15 protein-coding genes and 1 pseudogene are annotated in these 23,859 nt (G+C 45.7%); 15 read left to right on the forward strand and 1 reads right to left on the reverse strand.

Annotated elements, in window-relative coordinates; genetic code table 11:
* Positions 1-6: 6 nt before the first annotated feature.
* The 8 genes from ACSQ8P_RS11300 to ACSQ8P_RS11335 all read left to right on the forward strand — a co-directional run bounded on the left by ACSQ8P_RS11300 (position 7) and on the right by ACSQ8P_RS11335 (position 7,224).
* A complete protein-coding gene (locus tag ACSQ8P_RS11300; protein ID WP_436235255.1) occupies positions 7-771 on the forward strand; it encodes a protein phosphatase 2C domain-containing protein in 765 nt (254 codons plus the stop codon).
* 14 nt (positions 772-785) lie between these two features.
* On the forward strand, positions 786-2,978 hold the full coding sequence (locus ACSQ8P_RS11305) for a protein kinase domain-containing protein (RefSeq protein ID WP_436235256.1): 2,193 nt from the start codon (positions 786-788) through the stop codon (positions 2,976-2,978).
* A gap of 823 nt (positions 2,979-3,801) precedes the next feature.
* The gene (locus tag ACSQ8P_RS11310) at positions 3,802-4,449 is read left to right on the forward strand and encodes a fibronectin type III domain-containing protein (protein WP_436235257.1); all 648 of its coding nucleotides are present in this window, start codon (positions 3,802-3,804) and stop codon (positions 4,447-4,449) included.
* Between the two features lie 30 nt (positions 4,450-4,479).
* Positions 4,480-4,830 (forward strand): hypothetical protein, encoded by a 351-nt coding sequence (locus ACSQ8P_RS11315; protein ID WP_436235258.1) that lies wholly within the window; start codon positions 4,480-4,482, stop codon positions 4,828-4,830.
* A 106-nt stretch (positions 4,831-4,936) separates the two neighbouring features.
* Entirely contained in the window at positions 4,937-5,605 is a 669-nt protein-coding gene (locus tag ACSQ8P_RS11320) for an amidohydrolase family protein (RefSeq protein WP_436235259.1), read from the forward strand.
* Positions 5,606-5,695: 90 nt separating this feature from the next.
* Positions 5,696-6,070, forward strand: a complete 375-nt coding sequence (locus tag ACSQ8P_RS11325) for a Rieske (2Fe-2S) protein (RefSeq protein ID WP_436235260.1) — start codon at positions 5,696-5,698, stop codon at positions 6,068-6,070.
* Between the two features lie 343 nt (positions 6,071-6,413).
* Entirely contained in the window at positions 6,414-6,800 is a 387-nt protein-coding gene (locus ACSQ8P_RS11330; protein ID WP_436235261.1) for a hypothetical protein, read from the forward strand.
* A gap of 31 nt (positions 6,801-6,831) precedes the next feature.
* A complete protein-coding gene (locus ACSQ8P_RS11335; RefSeq protein ID WP_436235262.1) occupies positions 6,832-7,224 on the forward strand; it encodes a hypothetical protein in 393 nt (130 codons plus the stop codon).
* Positions 7,225-7,468: 244 nt separating this feature from the next.
* Here ACSQ8P_RS11335 and ACSQ8P_RS11340 read toward each other — a convergent pair whose 3' ends face one another.
* Positions 7,469-9,304 carry a UbiD family decarboxylase gene (locus ACSQ8P_RS11340; protein ID WP_436235263.1) on the reverse strand — a complete coding sequence of 612 codons (1,836 nt, stop codon included), beginning with the start codon at positions 9,302-9,304 and terminating at the stop codon, positions 7,469-7,471.
* Positions 9,305-9,504: 200 nt separating this feature from the next.
* On the opposite strand from ACSQ8P_RS11340, the pseudogene ACSQ8P_RS11345 reads away from it, so the two are divergent.
* From ACSQ8P_RS11345 to ACSQ8P_RS11375, 7 genes and pseudogenes are all read left to right on the forward strand, one after another.
* Positions 9,505-9,680: pseudogene (locus ACSQ8P_RS11345) on the forward strand ((R)-mandelonitrile lyase); the annotation flags it as partial.
* A 402-nt stretch (positions 9,681-10,082) separates the two neighbouring features.
* On the forward strand, positions 10,083-12,353 hold the full coding sequence (locus tag ACSQ8P_RS11350) for a helix-turn-helix domain-containing protein (protein WP_436235264.1): 2,271 nt from the start codon (positions 10,083-10,085) through the stop codon (positions 12,351-12,353).
* 290 nt (positions 12,354-12,643) lie between these two features.
* A complete protein-coding gene (locus tag ACSQ8P_RS11355) occupies positions 12,644-13,603 on the forward strand; it encodes an ABC transporter permease (protein ID WP_436239503.1) in 960 nt (319 codons plus the stop codon).
* 15 nt (positions 13,604-13,618) lie between these two features.
* Positions 13,619-14,518: a carbohydrate ABC transporter permease gene (locus ACSQ8P_RS11360; protein WP_436235265.1), complete on the forward strand. Its 900-nt coding sequence runs from the start codon at positions 13,619-13,621 to the stop codon at positions 14,516-14,518.
* A gap of 50 nt (positions 14,519-14,568) precedes the next feature.
* Complete coding sequence (locus ACSQ8P_RS11365) at positions 14,569-16,209, forward strand: extracellular solute-binding protein (protein WP_436235266.1); 1,641 nt, start codon at positions 14,569-14,571, stop codon at positions 16,207-16,209.
* 69 nt (positions 16,210-16,278) lie between these two features.
* Complete coding sequence (locus ACSQ8P_RS11370; RefSeq protein ID WP_436235267.1) at positions 16,279-17,340, forward strand: glycoside hydrolase family 88/105 protein; 1,062 nt, start codon at positions 16,279-16,281, stop codon at positions 17,338-17,340.
* Between the two features lie 386 nt (positions 17,341-17,726).
* Positions 17,727-23,825 (forward strand): OmpL47-type beta-barrel domain-containing protein, encoded by a 6,099-nt coding sequence (locus ACSQ8P_RS11375; RefSeq protein ID WP_436235268.1) that lies wholly within the window; start codon positions 17,727-17,729, stop codon positions 23,823-23,825.
* The last annotated feature ends 34 nt before the right edge of the window (positions 23,826-23,859 follow it).

The following is a 23,859-nucleotide window of genomic DNA, read 5'->3' on the forward strand; positions in this document are numbered from 1 at the left end:
GGGGCTATGGTGCAAATAGAAAACACATGTTTTTCATTGCCAAAGGCGGGAAACCGCAAAGATGAATATGAAGATGCCGTTGGCAGCAGCATTTTTGTTAGTAAGGATTCTGCGTATTATAGATTTGCCATAGCCGATGGGGCTAGTGAATCTTCGTTTGCCGACATATGGGCTGATTTGCTCGCAAGCGGTTATTGCAATGGCAAATTTGATAGTAAACATATCGATAAATCCGTTTCCAAATTGTCAAAGGCATGGAAGAAAAAACTAAATGCCAAAAACCTTCCTTGGTACGCTGAGGAGAAGCTAAAAAGCGGGGCGTTCTCTACTTTAGCGGGAATCACTTTTCGTTTGACGGATGCCTCATCCGCGGGGTTTGATGCAGTAGCGATCGGTGACAGCTGTATATTTCAAGTTCGGGGTGATAAAATTATCGCCTTTTTTCCTTTGAGCTCCGTCGATGATTTTCATAATAGGCCGGTTCTTATATCGAGTAACACAGCCAATAACATTCACCTTAAAATGTTCGTTAAAAAATGGACCGGTACTGCCCAAACGGGAGACACCTTTTTGTTAATGACCGATGCCCTGGCATGCTGGATATTAACTCGTTACGAAGAAGACCCAAGCCTAATAAAGAAAATACATGAGTTAGCCAGTGAACTTGAATTCATAAATTTAGTTCAGTCCGAAAGGAAGTTAATTTACCGCGACAGCGGCTTTTATCTAAGAAATGATGATGTTACATTAATTCGGATAAATCTATTGTAAGGGGATGTGAGGTGATGTTATGGCCCACTCCACAGGATTATAGGGAAGCGATACAAAATCCACAAATTTGTTTCAAGGACCCGGAGCTTCAATCCGGACTCCCTGAATTGGATAAACTTGGACTGCCGCGTCCTATTTCTGGAAGCTTCGCTAGTGTTTACAAAATAAAGTGCGGAAAGACGGAATGGGCGGTCAGGTGCTTTACCAATAACGTGAAGGATCAAAAGGTCCGTTACGATGCCATCAGCTTGCATTTAAGCTCCGTTAATCTCCCTTATATCGTCCCTTTTGAGTACCTCTCTGAAGGCATAAAAATTAATGGCAATTGGCTTCCAGTCGTTAAAATGCAGTGGGTTGAGGGGGAATCGCTGCTTCAGTATATCCAAAGAAATTTGCATAACGTTGAAATATTGAAAGGACTAGCAAATAAATGGGTGAAAATGATCACTGAGCTGCACATGGCAAATATTGCGCATGGAGACCTGCAGCATGGCAACATTTTGATTCACAATGATGAAATTATTCTGATCGATTATGATGGTATGTATGTACCAGGCTTAAACGGCATGAAAAGCAACGAGCTCGGTCACAGAAATTATCAACACCCCGGAAGAAACGAAGAACATTTTGGGCCGTATATCGATAACTTTTCAGCGTGGGTCATTTTGATTTCAATAGCAACCGTTTCTGTGGATGCTTCATTATGGAATTCGCTTGGAGCGGGAGAGGGTGAAGAATGTCTCCTCTTTCGACAAAAAGACTTTGTTTCGCCTGGCGCATCTCGCGCTTTTGAATTTCTGGAACTTATTGATGATGAAACGTTACGTTTTTTGGTAAACTCCTTTCGTGATGTTACGACAATAGAAATGCCGAACGTACCTCGGCCCCCTGATCCCGAATCACTGGTTGATGCTGTGCATCCTTTAGCCGCCTCTAACTCAGCCACCTATGCAACAAAATTAATTCCTCATCTAGCAGCCTTCTCTGATTGGCTCGCTAGGAAGATGCGGTCAACCGTTGTCCAATCACAAGCAGAAACATCGTATCCTGTTGGTTCGTCGTGGGTACTGGATTATCTCACAACGGAAGAAATACCTTGCAAGCCTTTGTCAAAAGATAGATTCGTGTTGGAAAGAACCATTTCATTATTGGTATTAACTACCGCAGTATCGGCTGCAGCTGTTATGTATGGAAACGCTCCAGTTACAGCTGTAGTATCCTGCACGACTTTGGGATTAGGTGTGGAGATGGCCTTTTTAAGTTGGTGTTATGTGAAACTTCCCACTGTTAAAGTAAAGAGAACCACGCCTAAAAAAATTAAGGAGCTTAAATATGTTGTTTCCGATCTGACAAGCGGATTGAACGAAGTCAACGATATAAAGCATAGGTTCCAACAAATGGAGGAAGACAAGGTAAACGATATATTACGAAGGCAAGGGGAAGTATCGGAACGAGAAAAGAATGAAACGGAAAAATTGCAGAAGGAACTCCGGAGTCATATAAGTGAAATCTTGGGTGAAAAACAAATCATAGATCAGGAGGAAAAAACCGAGCTTTCCGGCGCATTGGCCTCTTTCCAAAAAACTTGGCTGGAAGATCAATTAATGAAGCATAGGATTAGCCAAGAAAAAATACCGGATATAGACGATGAAATCAAACGGCGTTTAAGAACGAGCGGAATTCGTACGCCAGCTGATTTTTTGGACATTAATATCTTCCAGTCCTATGGCCGCAAAAAAATTGAAAAGGTGTATATGATATTAAAAAACGGGGGTTCGGTTCATGTAGGAATGAGTCCAACCCAAGCGAAAGCGCTGGTAGAGTGGAAAAAAAAGATAGAACGCAAGTATAGGACTAAAATCCCCCAATCCGTTCCTCGTAGTGAAATCACAGCCATAAAATCAAAATTTAAAGACAAGAAATCAATATTGAATAACTTGGAACAAACTTATCAAAACAAGTTGCAGGACATGATATCTAACATAAGGCAAACCTATAGCCTGGAGTATGATTTCTTAAAGAGGGAAGAACATACCGCCAGAATCAACCTGAATAACGAACTCGACCAATTTGATAAGGTGATAGCTGAAATAAATAAGAACCTTGCAGGAAAACAATGGGAGCTTCACCATCTGAGCAAGCAAATGGATTCTTTTAAGGACGTTAATTTCTTGAGATTCTTAAGGAGAGTATTCCTTATCAAGTGAGAAGAATGCGGCGGCCTTTTGAAGTGGGAGCAATTGAGTAAGGGTAACAGATCACCTATTTTAAAAGACATTATTGAGGACTATAATATAGAATAACAGAAAACCGCATTCTCTATTTTGGAGGAACGGTTTTTTTATTCTTTCCATCAAGCAGCCTGACTTATGTCCAAGCAATCACTATGTAGGGAGCATATGTTTATATCGTAATGAAAATTCACTGAGGGGAATGAGTAAATATGAGCGGAGTAGGTACTAGCGCAGCAGCTGTTTTGGTTCTATTTGTTCTTTTGGTAATCATCTTATCAGCAACTTGTGTGTGGTAAAATTCTTTAATACAACACTAATAGCGAGAAAAACAAAAACGGTTCCTATCGCGAAATAGATGCGCGAACACGAATCGTTTTTTTTTTTTTTTTTTTTTTTTTTTTTTTTTTTTTTTTCTTCTGTTGTGGGAGGCTGACAGAGACTCCACTAATTATTTTTGCTGTAAACCTTTTGGCCTCGATCCCTATTTTATTTAACTTTTCACAATATCGATCTAACTTTTCCAGAGTTTCTTAGAAATAAAGTCTATTTTTCGGTGGGTTCAACCGTGGATTTGGAAATCAATCTGGATGGTGGGCCGTGCGGTGCTGAATTTGAAGTTGTATATCCGCATAAATTTGCAACAAACGAGGTCAGTCGATGTTAGTTCGACTGACCTCGTTTGTTCATTAAACTTCCTGTTGTAGTTTTTTTCTATATTTCATTGCTGTCGTGCCTACAAGCTTTTTGAAAGCTTGGCAGAAATAAGGGGAAGTTGGAAAAGCCGGTATGATTTAATGTGACAGCCCAGGCTCTAAACAGCACACAAGTAGTTGTATCTTGGAGCCCAGCAACAGATCAAGTTGGTGTAACTCAGTATCTGATCTATCGGGATGGGACGCTTATTTCCTCGACGAGTGCCCAATCACAGACGTTTACAGATAATGGCTTATCGCGAGGTACTGCACGTACGCAGTTAAGGCGGTTGATGATTGTCAAAGAAGACACAGAAGTGCCTACAGCGCCAACAGATGTAACAGCAATTCCGTTAAGCGGCTCACAGATTTATGTGTCTTGGGGAGCGTCTACGGATGATACAGGTGTCGTAAGTTATGCGGTCTACCGAGACAGTACACAAATTGCCAGCGTGAATGCAAAGACACTTAATTACGCGGATAATACGCTATTGCCGAATACGTCCTACACCTATGCTGTAAAAGCGGTGGATACAGCAAGCAAACAGTCGTCTGCTGGTGGATCCGTTACAACAGTAACCTATAGCTCACTGCTGCAAGATAATTATGAGCATGGTAACCTTCACGGCTGGAAGGATGTTAATGGCTGGGGGACATGGCAGATCATTTCAGAGGATAGCTCCAATCATGTCTATGCCAATGGCGACGACACGAAGGGAGGGCTGAAGCTGGTTGCAGGGCAGAGCGTATAGACCGACTATAACGTTAGCGCTGATGTAAAAGTGGACACTTGGAAATCGGAAGTGGGGCTCATTGCCCGATACGTGGATAGTCAGAATTACTATTATTTGTCCTATAATTCGACGTATAGTCTTTTACAGCTGGTAAGGATACAGAATGGGGTTCAAACCGTGCTGCAGAATAAATGGCTCGCTTCTCCACCTGCTTCAGGGATGTATCACCACTTGTCAATTGAGGTGAATGGCAGCTCGTTGACTGGCTATCTGGATGGCACATTGCTTCTAACGGCATCGGACTCTTCCTTTGCTAATGGGAAAATCGGACTATATGCTCACCTCCAGAAAGTGAAATTTGATAATTTCATCGTGAATCCAGTTTCAGGCAGTAACTAGTAGTCGTTAGTTGGAGATTAGGTAAGATAGAAGTTTGGTAGCTGGTTGATCTGATTGCGAATCGGATCAACTGGTTAACCAAAATGACATTTTGGAGGGGAACAACATGCCAACCAATCAACCGGATACGAACACAAATGTAAGGAAACGACGCAAACAGAAACGATCTATTATTGATTGCGACATTCATCACAGTACAGGAATTCAAATATTAAAACCTTATTTACCTCGTGCCTACCAAGATCTCGTAGGACTTTATGGCCCCGCATTGCCGAGCGGCATGCACTTTAATGGAGGACTTGGGGGAAGAATGGTCGATGCATACCCTGACAACGGTGGACCTGCTGGAAGTGATCTGGCTTTTATGCAGAAACATCATTTGGATCCTAGTCATGTCGAATATGGCATTCTGACTGGGGAAAGTTATGCGATGCATAGTACAATAAATTACGATTACGCTGCAGCATTATGCTGTGCCGTCAATGACTATACGATCGAGCACTGGCTGTCACAAGACAGCAGGCTGCGGGGATCTGTATTTATTCCGAAGCAAGAGCCAAGATTATCCGCGAAAGAAATTGATCGAGTCGGTGGACGAAACGATATGGTTCAGGTCATTGTATCCAATGGTGCATCACTCCCTTATGGCAACCGGTATTATGATCCTATTTATGAGGCATGTGAGCGTCATAACTTGCCATTCACGATTCATGTCGGGATGGAGGGGGAAGGTATTAATAGTCCTCCAACAGGGGCTGGATTTGTGACACATTAAATTGGATGAGCAATTATGGGACGCTGTATTCTATCAAAATGCTGCGAAACTATACGGTTTGCCACCGCGCAAGACGGAGAGTGAAAGATAATGCAGAAGAAACATATCGTCGCAACGGTGTCCGAAATTCTGCCGGGTACACATCTCATTGTATCGGTTGAAGGACGCAGTATTGGTATCTATAACATAAATGGAGCGTTCTATGCGCTGCGCAATATTTGTCCGCATCAGGGAGCAGAACTTTGCAAAGGTCTAACAACGGCGGCCATTGTCTCATCGAAGGTAGGAGATTTCCAGTACGAAAGGGAAGGGGAAATCGTACGCTGTCCTTGGCATCAATGGGAATTCGATATCAAGACAGGTTGCATGATTGTAGATGCAGCCATGCGCACCAAATCTTATGAAGTAAGTGTGGAGAAATTCGATGTCTCGGTTGATAATGAGCAAATATGTGTTCATTTGTAAAGACTTTTACTTTTAGTCCTGGTAAAAGTAAGATCAGGGGTCACTTAACAACAACAGACTGCCGACCTAATCGGCAGTCTGTTGTTGTTAAAGGTAGTACTCATCATCGAATAAGTAAGTTAGCGTAAATAGGGGAAAGGCGATTTTTCTTTGCAAAAGGGTTTATTCTAGAAGGATTTACGTTGGGGATTTCAAGGATCCACTGATCATCTTGGCGGATGAGCCTGGATGTTTACTTTTGTGAATATTCACTGATATGAAGAACGTTTTTTTGTTTGTATACAACTAATAGTACAAATGAGTCGTATAAAAGGTAACCACAATTTAGCAAAGAGAATGTACAATGTATTTCCGCATGATTGCTCTACTTTTAGTATCCGTGACATGTTTGACGGTTATATTCGGTTGCACCAACAACGATAGTCAGTCAGAAGGTACGGTTGTTAAAGAAGAAAAAACAGTCGGTAATGAAAATAATATTGAAAAATTAGTATTATCAAACGAGATAAAAAAGGTAACAGCAACACAATTGCGAAAAATAACGAAGAAGATGACTAACAAAGAGGTTGTGAAGGCATTAGGAAACAGCAAGGACATTGGTTCTGGATTATATATATTAAGATATGAGTATGAGAATGGTAAATTCCTTGACTTTAGATTTGGGCATTATGATGAAATAATAAGCGAACAAAGCTATTTAGACATTCAGAACATGTTAAATGGAAATTAGCAAAGAATCATATTTTGGGGAGTTGTTTTATTTGTATTATCTAAGGCATGCAGCAGTTGGGCTCATAAGTCTGATGGTTGGCTTGTTTGTATCCAAGTATTTAAATGGTCTTTGGTTCACGTTTTGGTTGAAGGGAAGAGAATTTGACGGATTAAGACATGCTTATTTCAATCATATCTATATGGCAGCGGGTCTAATGGTTGGCTTGATAACGGGTATTGGACTTAAACTTAAAATGGATGTGATAATGATTCGATTCTTTACGGGACCTTTCATCCTGATGTGGATTCTCTATCTCTTCTTTGGTGTGAAAGCAGGATTGAAGTGTGGAATTGCTTACGTATGCGCTTTTGCCCTCTCCATCTTGTTAACCTATGTATCATCTAAAAAAAATGAAGATGAAGATGATCTATTCAGCATCTGACGAATAAAGGAGAAATTAGATTGAACTTGAAATGTATTTTACTAACGAACAAATTGACGAATTTAGACTCCAAGGTATTGAAGTTTATACGGTTAGCGTTGACGAATCAAAACGTAAGGTCATTGTAGAAGTCGAAAGAATAACAGATGAACAGAAAACAAAACTTTTAGATCAGTATGGACAGTGGCTCCAAAAGAAAACAGCACCACAATCCCTAAAGTTGTGACGCTGTTTTGCTCTTTTACTACTTTTGAATGCCGCCTAAACTCGCGCCTGCTGCAAATAATCGCATGATGTTTTTTTCAACCGTTGGATCCGGTATTAATGACGGTGCTTGGTGCGGTTTAATTCGCGCATCAATCACAACATTATCGCAAGCCCAATGCTTATTCACATAAAAACTGTTCACGCCATATATATCATGAGAAGGATTGCTACGTGTGAATGTAGCCCAAACAAAGTTGTTAATGCTCTCACTCATAAAATGGCAGTCATCACATACGATGATCAATGGACAAGCAGGTAGTGGCCCCTTTGCTCCAATAGCCTCGCATAAATCTTTCATTTCAACCTGTGTCTCGCCGTAACTTTTAAATTCAGAAAGCTGAATCGCGACGATTCCCGGCATTACCAAACGCGCTTGTTGGATCCCCGGTATTTCATTGAAAACGCCAGGAACCTCTACGCATAAATCCCTTTTTTTATCTCCGACTGCCGCGAATACAACCTTACTGCCGCTATTCAAACCTGATCCTGAGTAATCTAGGGTATCGATAGTCGTATTGGTATAAAAATGAAGGTCCCGATGAAGGTCTATTCGAGCCAAAATGTAAGTTAAGAAATGCTCTACATCATGAGAATCCAAAGGCTGGCTCTCTTCTGCTGTGATGAATAAGTACTTGGCTAAGCTAACTTGTCCCGTCCCTAAAATTCGATTAGCAGTCGTGAGTAGCTCTGCCGGCTGCTTGACTTGTTGATAGGGCGTGTAACGTTCGCTGCCAATCGCAAAGAGCAAGGGGTGTACGCCCGCAGCATCTACGGCATGAACTTCTTTGACACCTGGAATTTCTTGCTTGATTGCATCTCCTGTGAGTTCATGAATTAACGCTCCGAACGCCGTATCCTCTTGAGGGGGCCTGCCGACGACAGTAAATGGAAAGATCGCATTCTTCTTTGCATATACTTTGTGGACTCTCATGAGAGGAAAAGGATGCGTAAGGCTGTAGTAGCCCAAATGATCGCCGAAAGGGCCCTCCGGCTTGGTTTCGAAAGGATATATTTCTCCTGTGATAACAAAATCAGCATCATGACTAATACAATAGCCATCAATATAGCTGTAGCGGAATCGGCGCCCTGAGAGCAAGCCCGCAAAAGTAATCTCACTCATGCCTTCGGGCAAGGGCATAACGGCTGACAACGTGTGCGCCGGCGGCCCGCCAATAAAACAGCTTACTTTTAAAGGGGCTCCTTGCTTAGTTGCCTTTGCCTGGTGGACTCCGATGCCGCGATGAATCTGATAATGCAAGCCGATCTCTTTATTTAATTCATACTCATTCCCGCTCAGTTGAATCCGATACATCCCCAGATTGGAATTCATAATTCCTGGTTTCTCCGGATCTTCCGAATACACTTGAGGCAGGGTGACGAATGCACCGCCATCCTCTGGCCAGTGCTTGATGAGTGGGAGGTCAGCAATGCTGATTTCCTCAAAAGCAGCAGGCAGACCACCGGTTATTTTGATCGGCAGTGCTTTCCAGGCAGCAAGCCCCGTACCGATATGTTTAAGTGGACTTTTCATTGCCTTCATAGGATCGCTTCGCAAAGAGATTACGTTTTTCACGCTTTCCCAATTATCTCGAAATATATATTTGCTGCGCTCTACTGTACCGAAAAGGTTGGATACCGCCCTAAACTTCGAACCTTTAACATTCTCGAACAATAAGGCCGGGCCACCGGCTTCATGAACTTTCATATGAATGGCTGCCATTTCAAGTTCAGGATCAACTTCTTCATGAATACGAACCAAATGTCCGTTCTTTTCTAAATCAACTAAGCATTCTTCTAAATTTCGATAGATCATTATTTTGCTCCAATCGGATAGCTATTCCTCGAAAGGTCTATGTAATATTGTCATTCTACAACAATTGCCAAAAATAAAAAACACGTCATATCGATATATGGGAATTTCCTCAGTGGAATAGAAAAAGACAGAAGGCAGTATATTTCAGTTCGGATTATGGCTATCCTTCAAAAAAGTTAAACAAATAGGGCGAATTCAACGGAGGTCAAATCGAGGGAATTAGTCCCGGTGACGTGGTTGGTTTCCGCCCGGCGAGAAACACTGGCATGGCGCTTCGCCTACCACAGCAATGACGCATACAGCTATTCAAGAACGGCTTGACGGAAAGACCGTCGAATGGATGGAAAAAGTGAGTGAGGATCAATACAACTTTTAAAACACGTGAGCCGTGGCATAAATATTCTTTATTGCTAAGACTTGCAGAAGATATTCAGATGTAACATTGCCGCGTAAATCGCGTTTTTTTTGTTTTATGAGATAAGGTTTCTTGTCAAAACCCAATAATAAGTACCGAAGCATTGTAGGAAAGGTAGAGTTCTTTACGATTAAACTAACTGGCAGTTATTTGTGGTAGAATATGTATTATTTTACGTACTTAATTAAGAGGAAAGCTCGGAGATTAATTTGGGTGATTCGTTAGTTAGAGTATGCAAAATTGGTTCTGCTATTGTGAAGGAGAATTGGATAATGTCTGTAGCCCCACATTCTCATACGCATTAAGACGTGGAAGGAAATTAGAGCTCTGGAAGACGAATCCGATCAAATGAGGAGGGGCGCTATGAAGCGGTTTCCAATGATGCTTCAATTAGCATTAATTCTGTTCTGCGTTATGGCCATTCCAACAGCGACATTAACATGGTACAGCGGTGCACAGATTTTAGGGAATTCGGAGCATGCCATTGCAGATTCTGCTCTCGCCGGATTGAATGCCAACCGCAATCTGAACGAGAAAACGCTCGACATCTTGGCCCAGAACACGATACGTCTTGCCGGGACCCACTTCTTTGACAAGATCCGCCCTTACAAAACCTTTGAGCAAATCAATTCGAATTACGAAAATGTCTTTAACGCATTATCCGTACAGCAAGATCTGATGAGTCTTAACCGGATCGGCGACGGAGTTTATTCCTCTTTCTTTTACGTGAGCGATTCGGACTATGTCGTGTCGACAGATAAAGGCATCACGAAGTTGGAGCGGTACGAGGATTTCGATTGGATGAAGGAAGCCCTTGCCGAGCGGGAAGGAATCAGTGGGGTCTGGTATCCGCGTAAGCTTGATTCGGGTGTGGACGTTATCTCCTATGTGCTGCCGCTCAACCGGCTCTCAACTACCATGCGCGGTACGATTGTCGTGAATTTGCGTGAAACCCAAATGGAGAATGATATCCGCTCATCAAGTAGCGGTGAGCAAAGATACATGCTCATGAATTCAAAGGGAACCATTATCTCACACTATGACAAGAGCATGCTGTTTAAGAACGGCAGTGAGGAGACCGTTATTCGTGAGATCTTAGCGCAGGACAAAGCGGAGGGATATGAATTACGCGAGCTTGACAAAGAACGGTTGCTCTACACGTGGTCTCGGTCGAAGCAGTTCGGATGGATTTACGTGAAGATTTACTCGGTCAATGAACTGATGACCAAGGCACATACCTTACAGAAAAATATCATTTTCCTTACAGCGGGCATTATTTTTGCAGGGACCATTCTGACCATCGTTTTCGCGACATGGTTATCTAAGCCGGCCAGGGAATTGGTCCGGACATTACGCAAGCGCGGTCATTTGGGTGTAAAAGGCAGGAACGAGCTCGCTTATCTGGATGCGGCGTTCCGGCGAATGCAGGAGGAAGAAGATGCGCTCCATGGGCTGCTCCATATCCGTGAAAAGGATGCAAGCAGCTTTGCGGTTCATAATCTGCTGCGGGGCGAACTGACCCCGGCTGCCGCCGCCATGTTTCCGGCACGTTATTTTATTGTTGCCGTCATCTCAATTGATCGATACAGGAAGTATGTGAGCAAGAACAATCCAGAGATGCGTAGTACCCATCGTCAACTGCTGATCTCCCAATGCGACAGCATGTTTCCGAATGTGGTTCATACACGATGCGTATATCAAGGAGCCGGCTGCTTCGCTATTGTGATCAACTTTGGACTGCTGGAATTTGAAAGGGACGGTGCCGGGATTGACGTCGCACTCAGTGAAATTCGTGAAAAAGCGGAGGAACTCTTGGAACACTCTGTCACGATAGGAGTAAGCAGTCCGACAGAGTCAAGTGACAGCGTCGCGGAACGCGTGATCGAAGCGATGGAGGGAGTCAAGCACCGCATGATTGCAGGCAGTGGTGGAATCAACTATTGGAAGGAGCAAGAGGGGCGCGACAAGAGATATATTTATCCTGCCAACAGCGAAAGACGAATTCTAAACTACTTGAACGATGGTCAACTCGACAGCATTATCAAAGAATTGGAAATCATAAGCGGCGAAATCCGTTCCGCCGAATACATTTCCTACGATAATATCTTATTTATTTACCATCAATTAGCAGGTGTAACCATCAAGCACCTAAGAGAGAACTATGTGAACACGGCTCGGATTTTCGCCGGAAGAGGCAATATTTACGCGACTCTCGCATCCATTGATATGCTTGAGGAGCTGGAAGATTATTTTCGCGATTTCTATAGGGAGATTGTGCAGCACTTGGCGCGCTCACCAGGTGAGACTAACAACTATGGGGAGCGCATGATCAGCTATATTAACGAACACTATCGCGAAGAAATCGTATTTGAGGATATGGCAAAGGAAATTGGGATCAGCTACTCTTATATGCGCAAGATCGTGTACGAGATGACAGGCATGAGTCTTATCGATTATCTCAACCAGCTCAGAATCGAGAAGGCGAAGCAGCTGTTGGTCGATTCTAGGTTGAACATCACGCAGATTGCACTCGAAGTTGGCTATTATAATGTACAAAGTTTTAACCGGTTTTTCCGAAAATTCGAAGGGATGCCTCCGAGCAGTTACAAGGCGGCGAAGTCACGGACATCCTGAATAAAAATGAACGACACTCCGTCCGTAAACCAAGGGGTCATCGAGCTGTCTTTTCGGTCCTTATGGCCGACAAAGGCAGCTTAACTTTTGCTCCTACCTATCAGAATTGATCATTAGAAAGTCCCAGGATAGCGATTTTGCTGCACATTAATCAAAAATGACGGGTTCAATCAATACTCATGATTTACCGATCAGCAAACTGAACGGTATGATGAGACCGATCCGGAACGAACCGATGAGGTAAATCAACCGGAGACCCCAAGTACTGAGGAGGTGAGACTGTGAAATCAATGGCAACTTCTGATACCAAAAATGTAACCGCTTTATCGTTGTCCAAGAAGTACAAATGGGGGATATACCACTATCTGCGCAGGGATTGGCAGCTCTACGTGCTGCTGCTTCTTCCTATAGCAATGGTTCTGACCTTTAAGTATGCCTCCATGTTCGGACTCACGATCGCTTTCAAAGACTATAAAATCGCGAGGGGCTTCTGGGGTAGTGAATGGGTAGGATTTGAAGTATTTAAAGAGATTTTCGCCAAACCCGACTTTGGCCGAGCGATTCGGAATACGCTGGTGTTGAATATCCTGGACCTTTTGTTCAGCTTTACGATGCCGATTGTGCTCGCTCTTATTCTCAATGAGGTCAAAAACCTTATGTTCAAACGCATGAATCAAACGCTGCTCTATCTGCCCCATTTCCTATCCTGGGTGATTATCGGTGCCATCGCCTATCAGCTCTTAAGCGAAGGCAACGGCATGGTGAATAATCTCATCGAGAAGCTGGGAGGCATCAGGATCCCGTTTCTACAGGAGGATACCAATTGGGTGATCAGTTATTTGGCCATCGGTGTGTGGCAGAGTATGGGTTGGGGGTCGATCATCTACCTTGCGGCTATCAGCGGCATAAATCCAGAGATGTATGAAGCGGCTATCGTCGACGGTGCGGGCCGATGGCGTAAAATGTGGAACGTTACCTTACCCTCGATCCGGATGACGATCGTGACTTTGCTGATTTTGAGCTTGGGCGGTGTAATGGGTGGCTCCTTCGAGCGGATTATGGCCCTACAGAATAAGGCGACTACTGAGTTCACCACGACCATACCGGTTCTGGTGTACCGCTGGGGGATTGAAAGCGGCAACTTCAGCCGTGCGACCGCATTAGGTTTATTTCAATCGATCATCGGGCTCGTCCTCGTCTTGGTCGCCGACCGGATCGCGAAGAAACTGGGCGAAGACGGATTGATTTAGAGAGGATGCGAACCCATGAAATCATCTGCTGGCACGAATGCCGTAAAACGTAGATTTCGCTTTGACATTTGGGATGTGATGATCCACCTGGTATTGATTGTTGCCTCCCTTGCGTGCACTCTGCCGTTCATACATGTCGTCGCCAAATCCTTTAGCGATGACGCATTTGTAATCGCTAACAAGGTGTATCTCTGGCCTGAAGGCTTCACTGCCCAGGCCTACGAGAAAATCTTTGCAGACGACAGTATCCTAAGATCACTTTACGTTTCCGTCCTCATTACTGTGCTGTTCACGATTCTGGGGATGATCGTTACGATTTGCGCGGCCTATCCGTTATCGCGCAAGCAGCTGAAAGGCCGTACGCTGCTGACTTTTATCTTTGTGTTCACCATGTACTTCCATGGCGGGATTATTCCCGACTACATGTTAATGAACAGCCTGGGAATGTTGGACAGCATATGGTCACTCATACTGCCGCTTTCGTTCAGCGCATTCAATCTGCTGATTTTGAGGAGCTCCATCTCGAGTAGTATTCCGGTTAGCTTGGAGGAATCGGCAAGAATTGACGGAGCCGGACACTTCCGAATTTTACTGAATATCGTCCTACCGCTCTGCAAGCCGATTTTGGCAACGTTATCACTCTTTTATGCGGTAGGCCGCTGGAATGCTTATCAAGATGCTCTGTTCTACATTAAACAGAATACCGACCTGCGGCCGTTACAGTTGAAACTCTATTATCTGGTTATCCAGGCGACCGAAAGCTTTCAGCTGGAGAGCACCCAAGTGGAGCTTAGCAATCCCGAGGTGCTCAAGGCTTCGGTCGTTGTATTCGCAACATTGCCGATCGTCTGCGTCTATCCGTTTATTCAGAAGTATTTTGTTCGGGGAACGATGCTTGGGGCGGTTAAGGAATAACCTTATAGCTGCATTTGCGTAGTAACTAATTTTATATTGGGGGAAATACGATGAGTATTAAGAAATGGGTCCCTGTGATTTTGGCCTCCGTGATGAGTACCAGTCTTTTGGCGGGCTGCAATGATAACGGCAGCGGGAACAAAGCATCTCCATCCGCGACCACCTCGGCTAATCCAAGCGCGAGCGCAAGCACCAGCTTGCTTGATTCTTCGAATCGTTTCGCACAAACGGTCACCCTCGATATTCCGGTGTATGATCGTGCGTTCGAGGGTTGGAATGTTGCCGACAACTACTACACACGATGGATCCAGAAGGAATTTGGCGAGAAACACAATGTCAAAGTCAATTTCGTGCCGATCTCGCGCAGTAACGAAGTGAGGGATTTCGAGCAGCTGCTGTCAGCCGGCAAGGCACCGGATATAATCTTCCATTATGACATGCCTCAGGCGCTTACCTACTACTCCGAAGAGGTCTTGCAGCCGCTCAAAATGGACGAGGTTGCCAAGTATGCACCGACCTACTGGAAGAACACGAGCAAAACGATTGAACAATATGGTGTAGTGGACAAGAAGAATATGTTCCTCTTCGCTAAGCGTCCTAACTATAACAACTTTGTGAGCCTCATCAGGAAAGACTGGGTCGAAAAGGTCGGCATGAAAGTGGAGGATCTGACGTCCCTAGAGAAATACAACGAGATGCTCATGAAATGGAAGGCAGCGGGACTCGGCGTATCGGGTGGATCCTTAACCCGGAACGTATTCAATTACAGCTATGCCTTCCGCGATTGGCCGGTTGATCCGAAGTACCGCGCGCTTTATTCCGATCTTGCCGTTGCGGATTTCACTACCGCTGATACGGAGCGCTGGCTGAAGAACTTAAACTATCAATATAACAACGGTTTGATTGACAAGGAGTTTTATTTACGCGACGACGACAACAAGATCAAAGCCGAGTTTGTGGCGGGCAGGACCGGAACATATGGACTTTATCTTGCCAGCAATACTGACCTATTCGCCGCTACGTTGAAGAACAATCCAAAAGCCCAATTTGCCGTCATCCCTCCAGAGGCCGGCGTACCTCAAGGCCGCAAGCCGCAGGGACGCGCCGACTGGCCGTTTGGGTTCATCATGGGAATTAACCACAAATCAACCGAACAAGAACGAGTTGCCGTTTGGTTGTATCTCGAGTGGATGAGCCAGCCGAAGAACTTGTTCTTCCTGCAGAATGGGGTCGAAGGTCAGAACTATACCCTCGATGCCGATGGCCTGCCGAAGAAAATTGCGGATTTCAAAGGCGAATCGAAGCTTTCCAACAACAACAATAAGGATTACTGGGCGCTTGTGACCGAAATCGCGGAATTCTCCACTCCGGAATTGACAACCAAGGCGAACCTGCGCAATTGGACGGTTCCCGGACAGGAGCAATTGACCGAACAGCTGATGAAAAATTGGAACGCTACCGCAGAATACCGTACGCCGGATGCTTTGTTCTCCGTTGTACTCAAGAATGTAACCGAGCATAAAGCGGACCTGAACGCCCTCTTCCAGGAGCTCTACCTGAAGGTTGTTATGTCTCCTCAGGATCAGTTTGACAAGCTGTATGCAGATGCTAAGAAGAAGTTCCTCCAGGCAGGCTACCAAGAGATTCTGGATGAGAAGAAAAAAGCAATCGATGCGGGTCAATTCCGGTAATCACGATAACCGAGTCTAAATTTCCAGAGCCCTTGCCGTAAGCGGGGGCTCTAATTTATGGAGGGCAACATGAAACTGAAATTTGATACAACAGCGAACGATTTGCGACAGATTGCCGGTCGTGTGGCGGACTATACTTTCGGGATGGATCTGACGTGGGATTGGCCGGGCGGCGTTGCGTTCTATGGCGTCAGCCGTCTGTTTGAAGTGACGGGCGAACGCGCCTATCTGGAACGGATGGCGGCGTGGTGCGACGAGTATATCGATGCTGGAATTCCAGGTTGGACGGTAAACACGTGCGCAATGGGGCACATACTGCTAACTCTCTATGATCAAACAAACGATCAGAAATACCTCGATCTCATCCTCAGCAAGGTGGGCTATCTGGAGAACAAGGCGCTACGTTTCGGGGACCGGGTGCTTCAGCATACGGTATCTTCTAACAACGATTTTCCGGAGCAATGCTGGGCGGACACACTTTTTATGGCGGCCTATTTTCTGTTACGCGTCGGTGTCAAGCTGAAGGAGAAGCGATTGATCGACGATGCACTGCATCAGTTCTTCTGGCATATCAACTTTTTGCAGGATGAGGAAAACGGGCTATGGTACCACGGCTATAACCATATCAACAAGGATCACATGTCCGGGATTCACTGGGCGCGCGCCAATGCTTGGGCGGCCTATACGATGTCCCGTGCGGCAAGGTTGGTGCCGGAAGGCTATCTGTATCCCCCAATGATGCATATTTGGAGTTCATTGCGCGACCAGCTTGCAGCAATCAAAAAGCTGCAGAAGGAAGACGGCCTCTGGGGCACTGTGCTCGATTACCCGGTTGCTTATGGCGAAGTGTCGGCGACGGCGGGCATCGCCTCCGCGATGGTGATGCAAGGCAATCCACTGCATGCGAAGTACGTTCGGAAGGCATTAGACGGCATACTGGCTAATATCACCGAAAACGGGCGGGTCGCGAACGTATCCGGCGGGACGGCCGTCATGAACGATATCGAAGGGTATCTCCGCATTGACCGTAAATGGGCGCAAGGCTGGGGACAAGGGCTCACGCTCGCATTCCTCGCAGCGGTCATCGAGACGGCCGAAACGGAGGAAGAAGCCGGATCCGTTCGGGATTGAATGTAAGCGATCCCCTAGTATGCTACGATTGGAAACAAACCCATGATCGTAGAGAGTAAATCTCTATAAAATTGGGTTGTATTTCTTGTATTTGGCGAAATTCATTGATTTTCGACAAAATAATGTAAAATACGAATATAAATAGGACTATATATCTATATATCTCGTGAATTCATTTGAATACTCGAAAACAGATGGATTGTAAGCGCAGTCAAAAAAACTGTTTTTTTAACAAACAGATCGATTTTTTACATGTGAATGACAAAGAAAACCCATTATGATGTGAGAAGGTTAATATTCCCAATAAAGGGGAGGTATGAGTTGACGCAACGAGAACGAGCATCTAGGTAGAAGGAAAACCACGTAGAGAGCGAGGGCTTTGTCTAATGAAAAAGCAAGCAAGTCGAATAGCAGCTATGCTATTATGTGGTCTTATGATTTCAAGCACTGCAATCCAAGTGCTGCCAAACGCTCAACCAACGGCACATGCTGCAGATGCATATGTAGGTAAATTTGATTTTGGTCCAGTAAGCAGTCCAGTCTTGGCGGGGTATAATCAAGTTCATGATCAAATGACTTATACGCAGGCGAGAGGCTACGGGCTTGAAACGGCATTGCCAACAGGCGCTTCACGGAACCGTTCAGGCGGAACGGATCTGACGAACGATTTCATTCTGGGAACGCCGTTCACGTTCTTAGCGGACGTACCGAACGGGAACTATAATGTGACGATTTATTCGGGCGATCTCCTTGCGGGAACGTCGACAACGAAGACATCGGTTTCCCTGGAAGGTGTGGCGAAAGGGACGATTTCCACGAAGACTGCAATTGCGCAAGCAACGTATAGCACAACCGTCACGGATGGTCAGTTAACCGTAGGTATCACAACTGGTTACAGCGGTACAGGGGCGGGGTATTTGAATGGTCTAATCATTGAGCAGGTGATAGCTACAGCTCCCTCGACTCCTACAGCTCTCGCAGTGACTAATATCAATCCGACTGCTGGTGCAGCATCCGTATCACTAGCTTGGAACAGTGTCACGGATGCCGTCTATTACAACATGTACCGTGCGACGAATAGCGCGACAAGCTATGATTTGATCTCACAAGTGCCAACGAATTCTTTCATTGATACAGCCGTATCGGCAGGAAATACATATTCCTACCAAGTTACAACTATTAACGCAGGAGGCGTTGAATCCACAGCTAGTACATCTGTGACAGCTGATGTGGTACAAACCGTCATCCTTCCAGCTCCTCCATCGAATGTAATGGTAAGTGGTGTCACTGCAGGTCAAGTATCCCTGCAATGGACAGCTTCAGCGGGCGCAACGGGGTATACCTTACTTCGTTCGGACTCTGCTGCTGGAACCTATACCGAAATAGGTACGGTTGCATCGACTTCCTTCACCGACACAACAGCGGATACATCAGTTGTGCATTACTATCAGGTGAAAGCTTTCAACGCAACAGGTATTTCTGCGGCCTCTAATGTGGTAGCAAGTACAGTATTTGTTGTTCCTCATGCGCTTCCATCTGACTTACCATTGAAAATCGACTTCGGTCCTGGCGCCGTTGCGGACGGCTACTTTGGGATCACGGCTCCAGTTGCGTATTCCCCTCAGATCAAATACGGCTTCGCCGATCCATCGCTTGTCGGCTCTGGTAACAGCGGTACTGCAGATCCGCTGAAATCCGATTATTTGTCACCAGCAGGTACGTCCTTCAACGTGGATCTGCCCAATGGGGATTACGCAGTTTCCGTTACCGCAGGTGATGCAAGTGCAGCAACGGAAGTTGCTGTATCCGTAGAAGGAATGACAGCGAATAAAATTGCGCTCACGTCTAAAGCAGCTGGCGACTATTTGGAGCAATCGTTCGAAGTTGCTCTCGTGGATGGTCAATTGAACATTTTCTTCTCCGGGTCTGCGCCAAAAATTAATGGACTCGTCATTTCAAAGCTGGCGGATCGCGCAGCAGGAGAAACGCCTACGGTATATATTGCGGGCGATTCTACCGTGCAAACTTATGATCCGTACTGGAAGCCTCAAGCCGGTTGGGGACAGATGATTTCCCGCTATTTTACATCTGATATTACGTTCAGCAACCAGTCCATCGGTGGGCGAAGCAGCAAAACCTTCCTCACAGAAGGCCGCTTAGATACCATTTTGCGAGCGATTAAACCGAATGACTACTTCTTAATTCAATTCGGACATAATGATGCGACGATCTCAGTTCCAGAACGATATGCTTCCCCTGCGGATTTCAAAAACTATCTGAAGACTTATATCAACGGGGCTAGACAGCGTGGAGCGATCCCGATTCTGGTAACACCTGTTGGTCGAAGAGACTTTAACGCAACAACGGGTCTATTCAATATCAGCTTCCCTGAGTATGTCGATGGGATGAAAGCAGTAGCACAAGAGATGGATGTCAAATTGGTGGACCTCAGTTCATTAAGTCGTGCGTACTACAACACGATCGGTCCAATCGGGACGCTTGCCGTCTTCCTTCATGTACCGGCCGGAACGTATACCGCCTTCCCTGCCGGCAACGCAGATGACACGCATTTCCAAGAGTATGGCGCCATTCAGATTGCGCGTCTGTTATCAGGTGGAATTAAAGATCTTAATATCCCGGTCTCCGCTTATGTCACCGATGTTGCACCGCCAGCTGCTGTTCCATCTAAGCCTACAGGGGTTGTGGCAAGCAGTATAAGCAATGCAGGTGCTGTGCTGACATGGAATACGGTAGAGGGTGCAGATATTTATAAAATTTACAGAAAGTTAGCTTCTGAAACGGATTACGTCTTAGTCGGGACCTCGACGATTCCTACCATCACGACGCAAGGTATGACAGAAGGACAAACCTACCATGTTGTTGTGACAGCAATTAACGGCAAAGGCGAATCAGAGCAATCGGATGTCATTGTTATTACAACGAAACATGCTACGATCAAGTACGACTTCGGTTTGGCTACATCACCTGTTCAAGAAGGCTATACTGGCGTTAATCTATCTACTGTTTATTCAGCAGACAAAGGCTATGGCATTAAGAATCCTACAGGTATGATTGGCCGTGATCGTGCTACGGGCACAGATGTGCTTCGCGATTGGCTCGGCTATTTCAATGTTGGCTGGGAATTCATGGTTGATCTTCCAAATGGTCTATACTCCGTTAAGCTATACGTTGGCGACTATCTGGGAAGTGCAAGAACGACTGTTGCCATCGAGGGGACCGATTATGGAACCGTTACAGCAGGCAATAAGTCTGTGGTTGAAAAAATAATTCCACAAACCTCCGTGAGTGATGGACAAATGAACTTCAAGTTTGGCGGTTCTACTGGCATTGTAAATGGGTTGGAGATTACGCCTATTCTTATGGCACCTTCAGTGCTGAAGGTTGAGAGCAAACAAGTAGATCCAGCAAATCCTTCCATCACCTTGTCGTGGATTGGGGTCGAAGATGCTGCGAAGTATAACGTCTATCGCAAAGTGGCCGGAACATCGAAGTTCGAGCTGCTGGGCAGCGCAACAACGAATACCTATATAGATAACACCGTCGATGTAGGCATGAACTACGAATACCAAGTGACAACCGTGGACTTGGCTTCAACGGAGACAGGACCATCTGGGTCCATTGCCGTTTCCATGATTGATCCAACTGTGCCAATCCCAGAAATACCTGTCCATCTGCAAGCAAGCGCAGTGAACAAGAACGATCTCACTATTCAATGGGATGCGGTCACGGGAGCCATGACCTATAACATTTACCGTTCAGAGTCAGCTGGCGGCAGGTTCGAGTTGATTGGCAAATCCAGTCAAGCCAGCTATACCGATACCACAGTACTAACAACCATTCCATACTTTTATAAGGTAGCGTCTGTAAGCGCAGGTGGTGTATCGGGCCAATCCGAAACGCTGGAGACACCAGCTGTTACCGTACTGAACCGTCAAGCTGAGTATCTCGATCGCGCGCTTGTGGCGGTGAAGCAAGACAACGGTGTCTACGTAGGCTGGAAAATGCTGGGCACGGATGCATCTGACATTGCATTTAATTTGTACCGTGGTGGCGTCAAAGTAAATGCATCACCGATCACAGGTGCAACCAATTTGCTTGATGAAGCTGGCACAGATACATCGGTGTATCAGTTGAAAACCGTGATCACTGGTATTGAGCGGGTAGCTTCGAAAGAAACGACCGTATGGCAGCACAATTATATGTCTATTCCGATGCAGAAGCCGGAGGGCGGCATCACGAAAGCAGGAGAAGCCTACACCTACAGCGCGAACGACACTAGTGTCGGCGATGTGGATGGCGATGGCACGTACGAGTTGATTGTGAAATGGGATCCATCGAACTCCCACGATAATTCACAAGCTGGTTACACAGGCAACGTGTATCTCGATGCTTACAAGCTGGACGGCACTCGTCTATGGCGTATCGACCTCGGACCAAACATTCGCGCCGGTGCACACTATACACAGTTCCAGGTGTTTGATCTTGATGGAGATGGGAAAGCGGAAGTCGCACTCAAAACAGCCGATGGCACGATTGACGGAACAGGTGTTGTCATTGGCGATGCATCTACCGATCACCGAAACAGCTCAGGTTATGTACTGGAAGGACCTGAATTTCTGACTGTCTTCGATGGATTAACTGGCAGAGCAATTACGACGACCAATTATGATCCTCCTCGCGGAGTCGTGGCCGATTGGGGCGATGCGTACGGCAACCGTGTGGACCGTTTCCTTGCTGGTGTAGCTTATCTTGACGGTGAGCATCCAAGCTTGATCTTTAGCCGTGGCTATTATACAAGAACTGTGATTGTGGCCTACGATTACAAGAATGGTGCCTTAACGAAAAGGTGGCGTTTCGATACCAACGATGAAGGACTTGGAGATGCATACACCGCACAGGGCGATCATAACTTGTCCATCGGTGATGTAGATGGCGACGGCAAGGATGAGATCACATTCGGGGCTATGGCTATCGATGATGACGGTACACCGCTTTACAATACAGGGCTCGGTCACGGGGATGCTCAGCATCTAGGCGATCTGGATCCGTCCAGACCAGGGTTGGAGTTCTTCAACGTGCATGAGCATACGGATTCTCCTTATGGGATGGATTTCCGGGATGCGAAAACGGGTGAAATTCTGTGGGGCGTGCATACAGGCATTGATACCGGGCGCGGCATGTCGGCAGACATCGATCCGAACTATGTGGGTGAAGAAGTATGGGCCGCTACGATCACGAATGCGCAGCATATTCCGCTTACAGGCCTATACAGTGCGAAAGGTGAATTGATCTCCACGACGATTCCGAGTTCAACAAACTTCGGCATATGGTGGGACGGTGACTTGAATCGTGAATTGTTGGATAGCAATCGCATTGATAAATGGGATTATGTGAACCATGTGACCAACAATTTGTTTACCGCGGATGACGCGCTGTCCAACAATAGCACGAAATCAACGCCGAATCTGCAAGCTGACCTGTTTGGAGATTGGCGCGAAGAAGTCGTATGGCGCAATACAGACAGCTCTGAGCTGCGGATTTATACAACGACGACATTGACCGATACTCGGTTGCGTACGCTGATGCATGATCCGATATACCGAGCAGGGGTAGCATGGCAAAATACGGGTTATAACCAACCGCCGCACACAAGCTTTTATCTTGGCGTCGGTATGACAGAGCCAGCCCAGCCTCACCTTGCCATTGTGAACGAGCCAGCACCTGCAATTCCGCCAGTAACGACAGATGATGCACCGATAGGATGGGTGAATCACCCTGTAACAGTGACACTTACGGTGAGTGACAGCGGTTCTGGTGTTGGCGGTACTTTCTACACCGTGGATGGGAAACCGACTCAGCAAGGAACCACGATTTCTTTGTCAGTTGAGGGTTCGCATGTAATTACGTATTGGAGTGTCGATTCTTTAGGCAATCAAGAAGACGTAAAATCAACCAAAGTGAATATCGATTCGACAGGACCCGTGATCGTGCCAACCAGCTCCATGCAAGTATTCTGGACGGATGGCGGCAGTCTGACGTTTGATATCTCCGATCCATTAAGTGAAGTTGTTAGCAAGTCTTTCGAGGTTGACGGCACGCAAGTTAGTCTCCCTTATTCATTCAATCCATTCTCTCTTGAGATTGGCGATCATAACGTGAAGGTGACGGCTTCTGATTCAGCAGGAAATGAAACTATTGGAACGTTTTCGCTGAAAGTCCAGATGGATGCGAATCACTTGGATGAGGCTGTGCGCTATGCGAACCAACAGAATTGGATATACGCCCCGGCCACTTTCACTAATTTGTTAGATAAGATCGAGACCTTGCAAGCAAATTTGAGTAAGCCTCAGGCTAAGAATAATTTCAATATGCTTGAGAATTACGTTCGTGCGCAATCAGGCAAAACGATCGATATGCAATTCGCAGCATCTATCATAAACGCGATTTCTCTTCTGAAATCGTAATACCACAAATATATAATGGTAGAGAGATTGTAAA

This window comes from Paenibacillus sp. LjRoot153 (assembly GCF_964253085.1).
In the GTDB taxonomy this organism is placed as follows: domain Bacteria; phylum Bacillota; class Bacilli; order Paenibacillales; family NBRC-103111; genus Paenibacillus_E.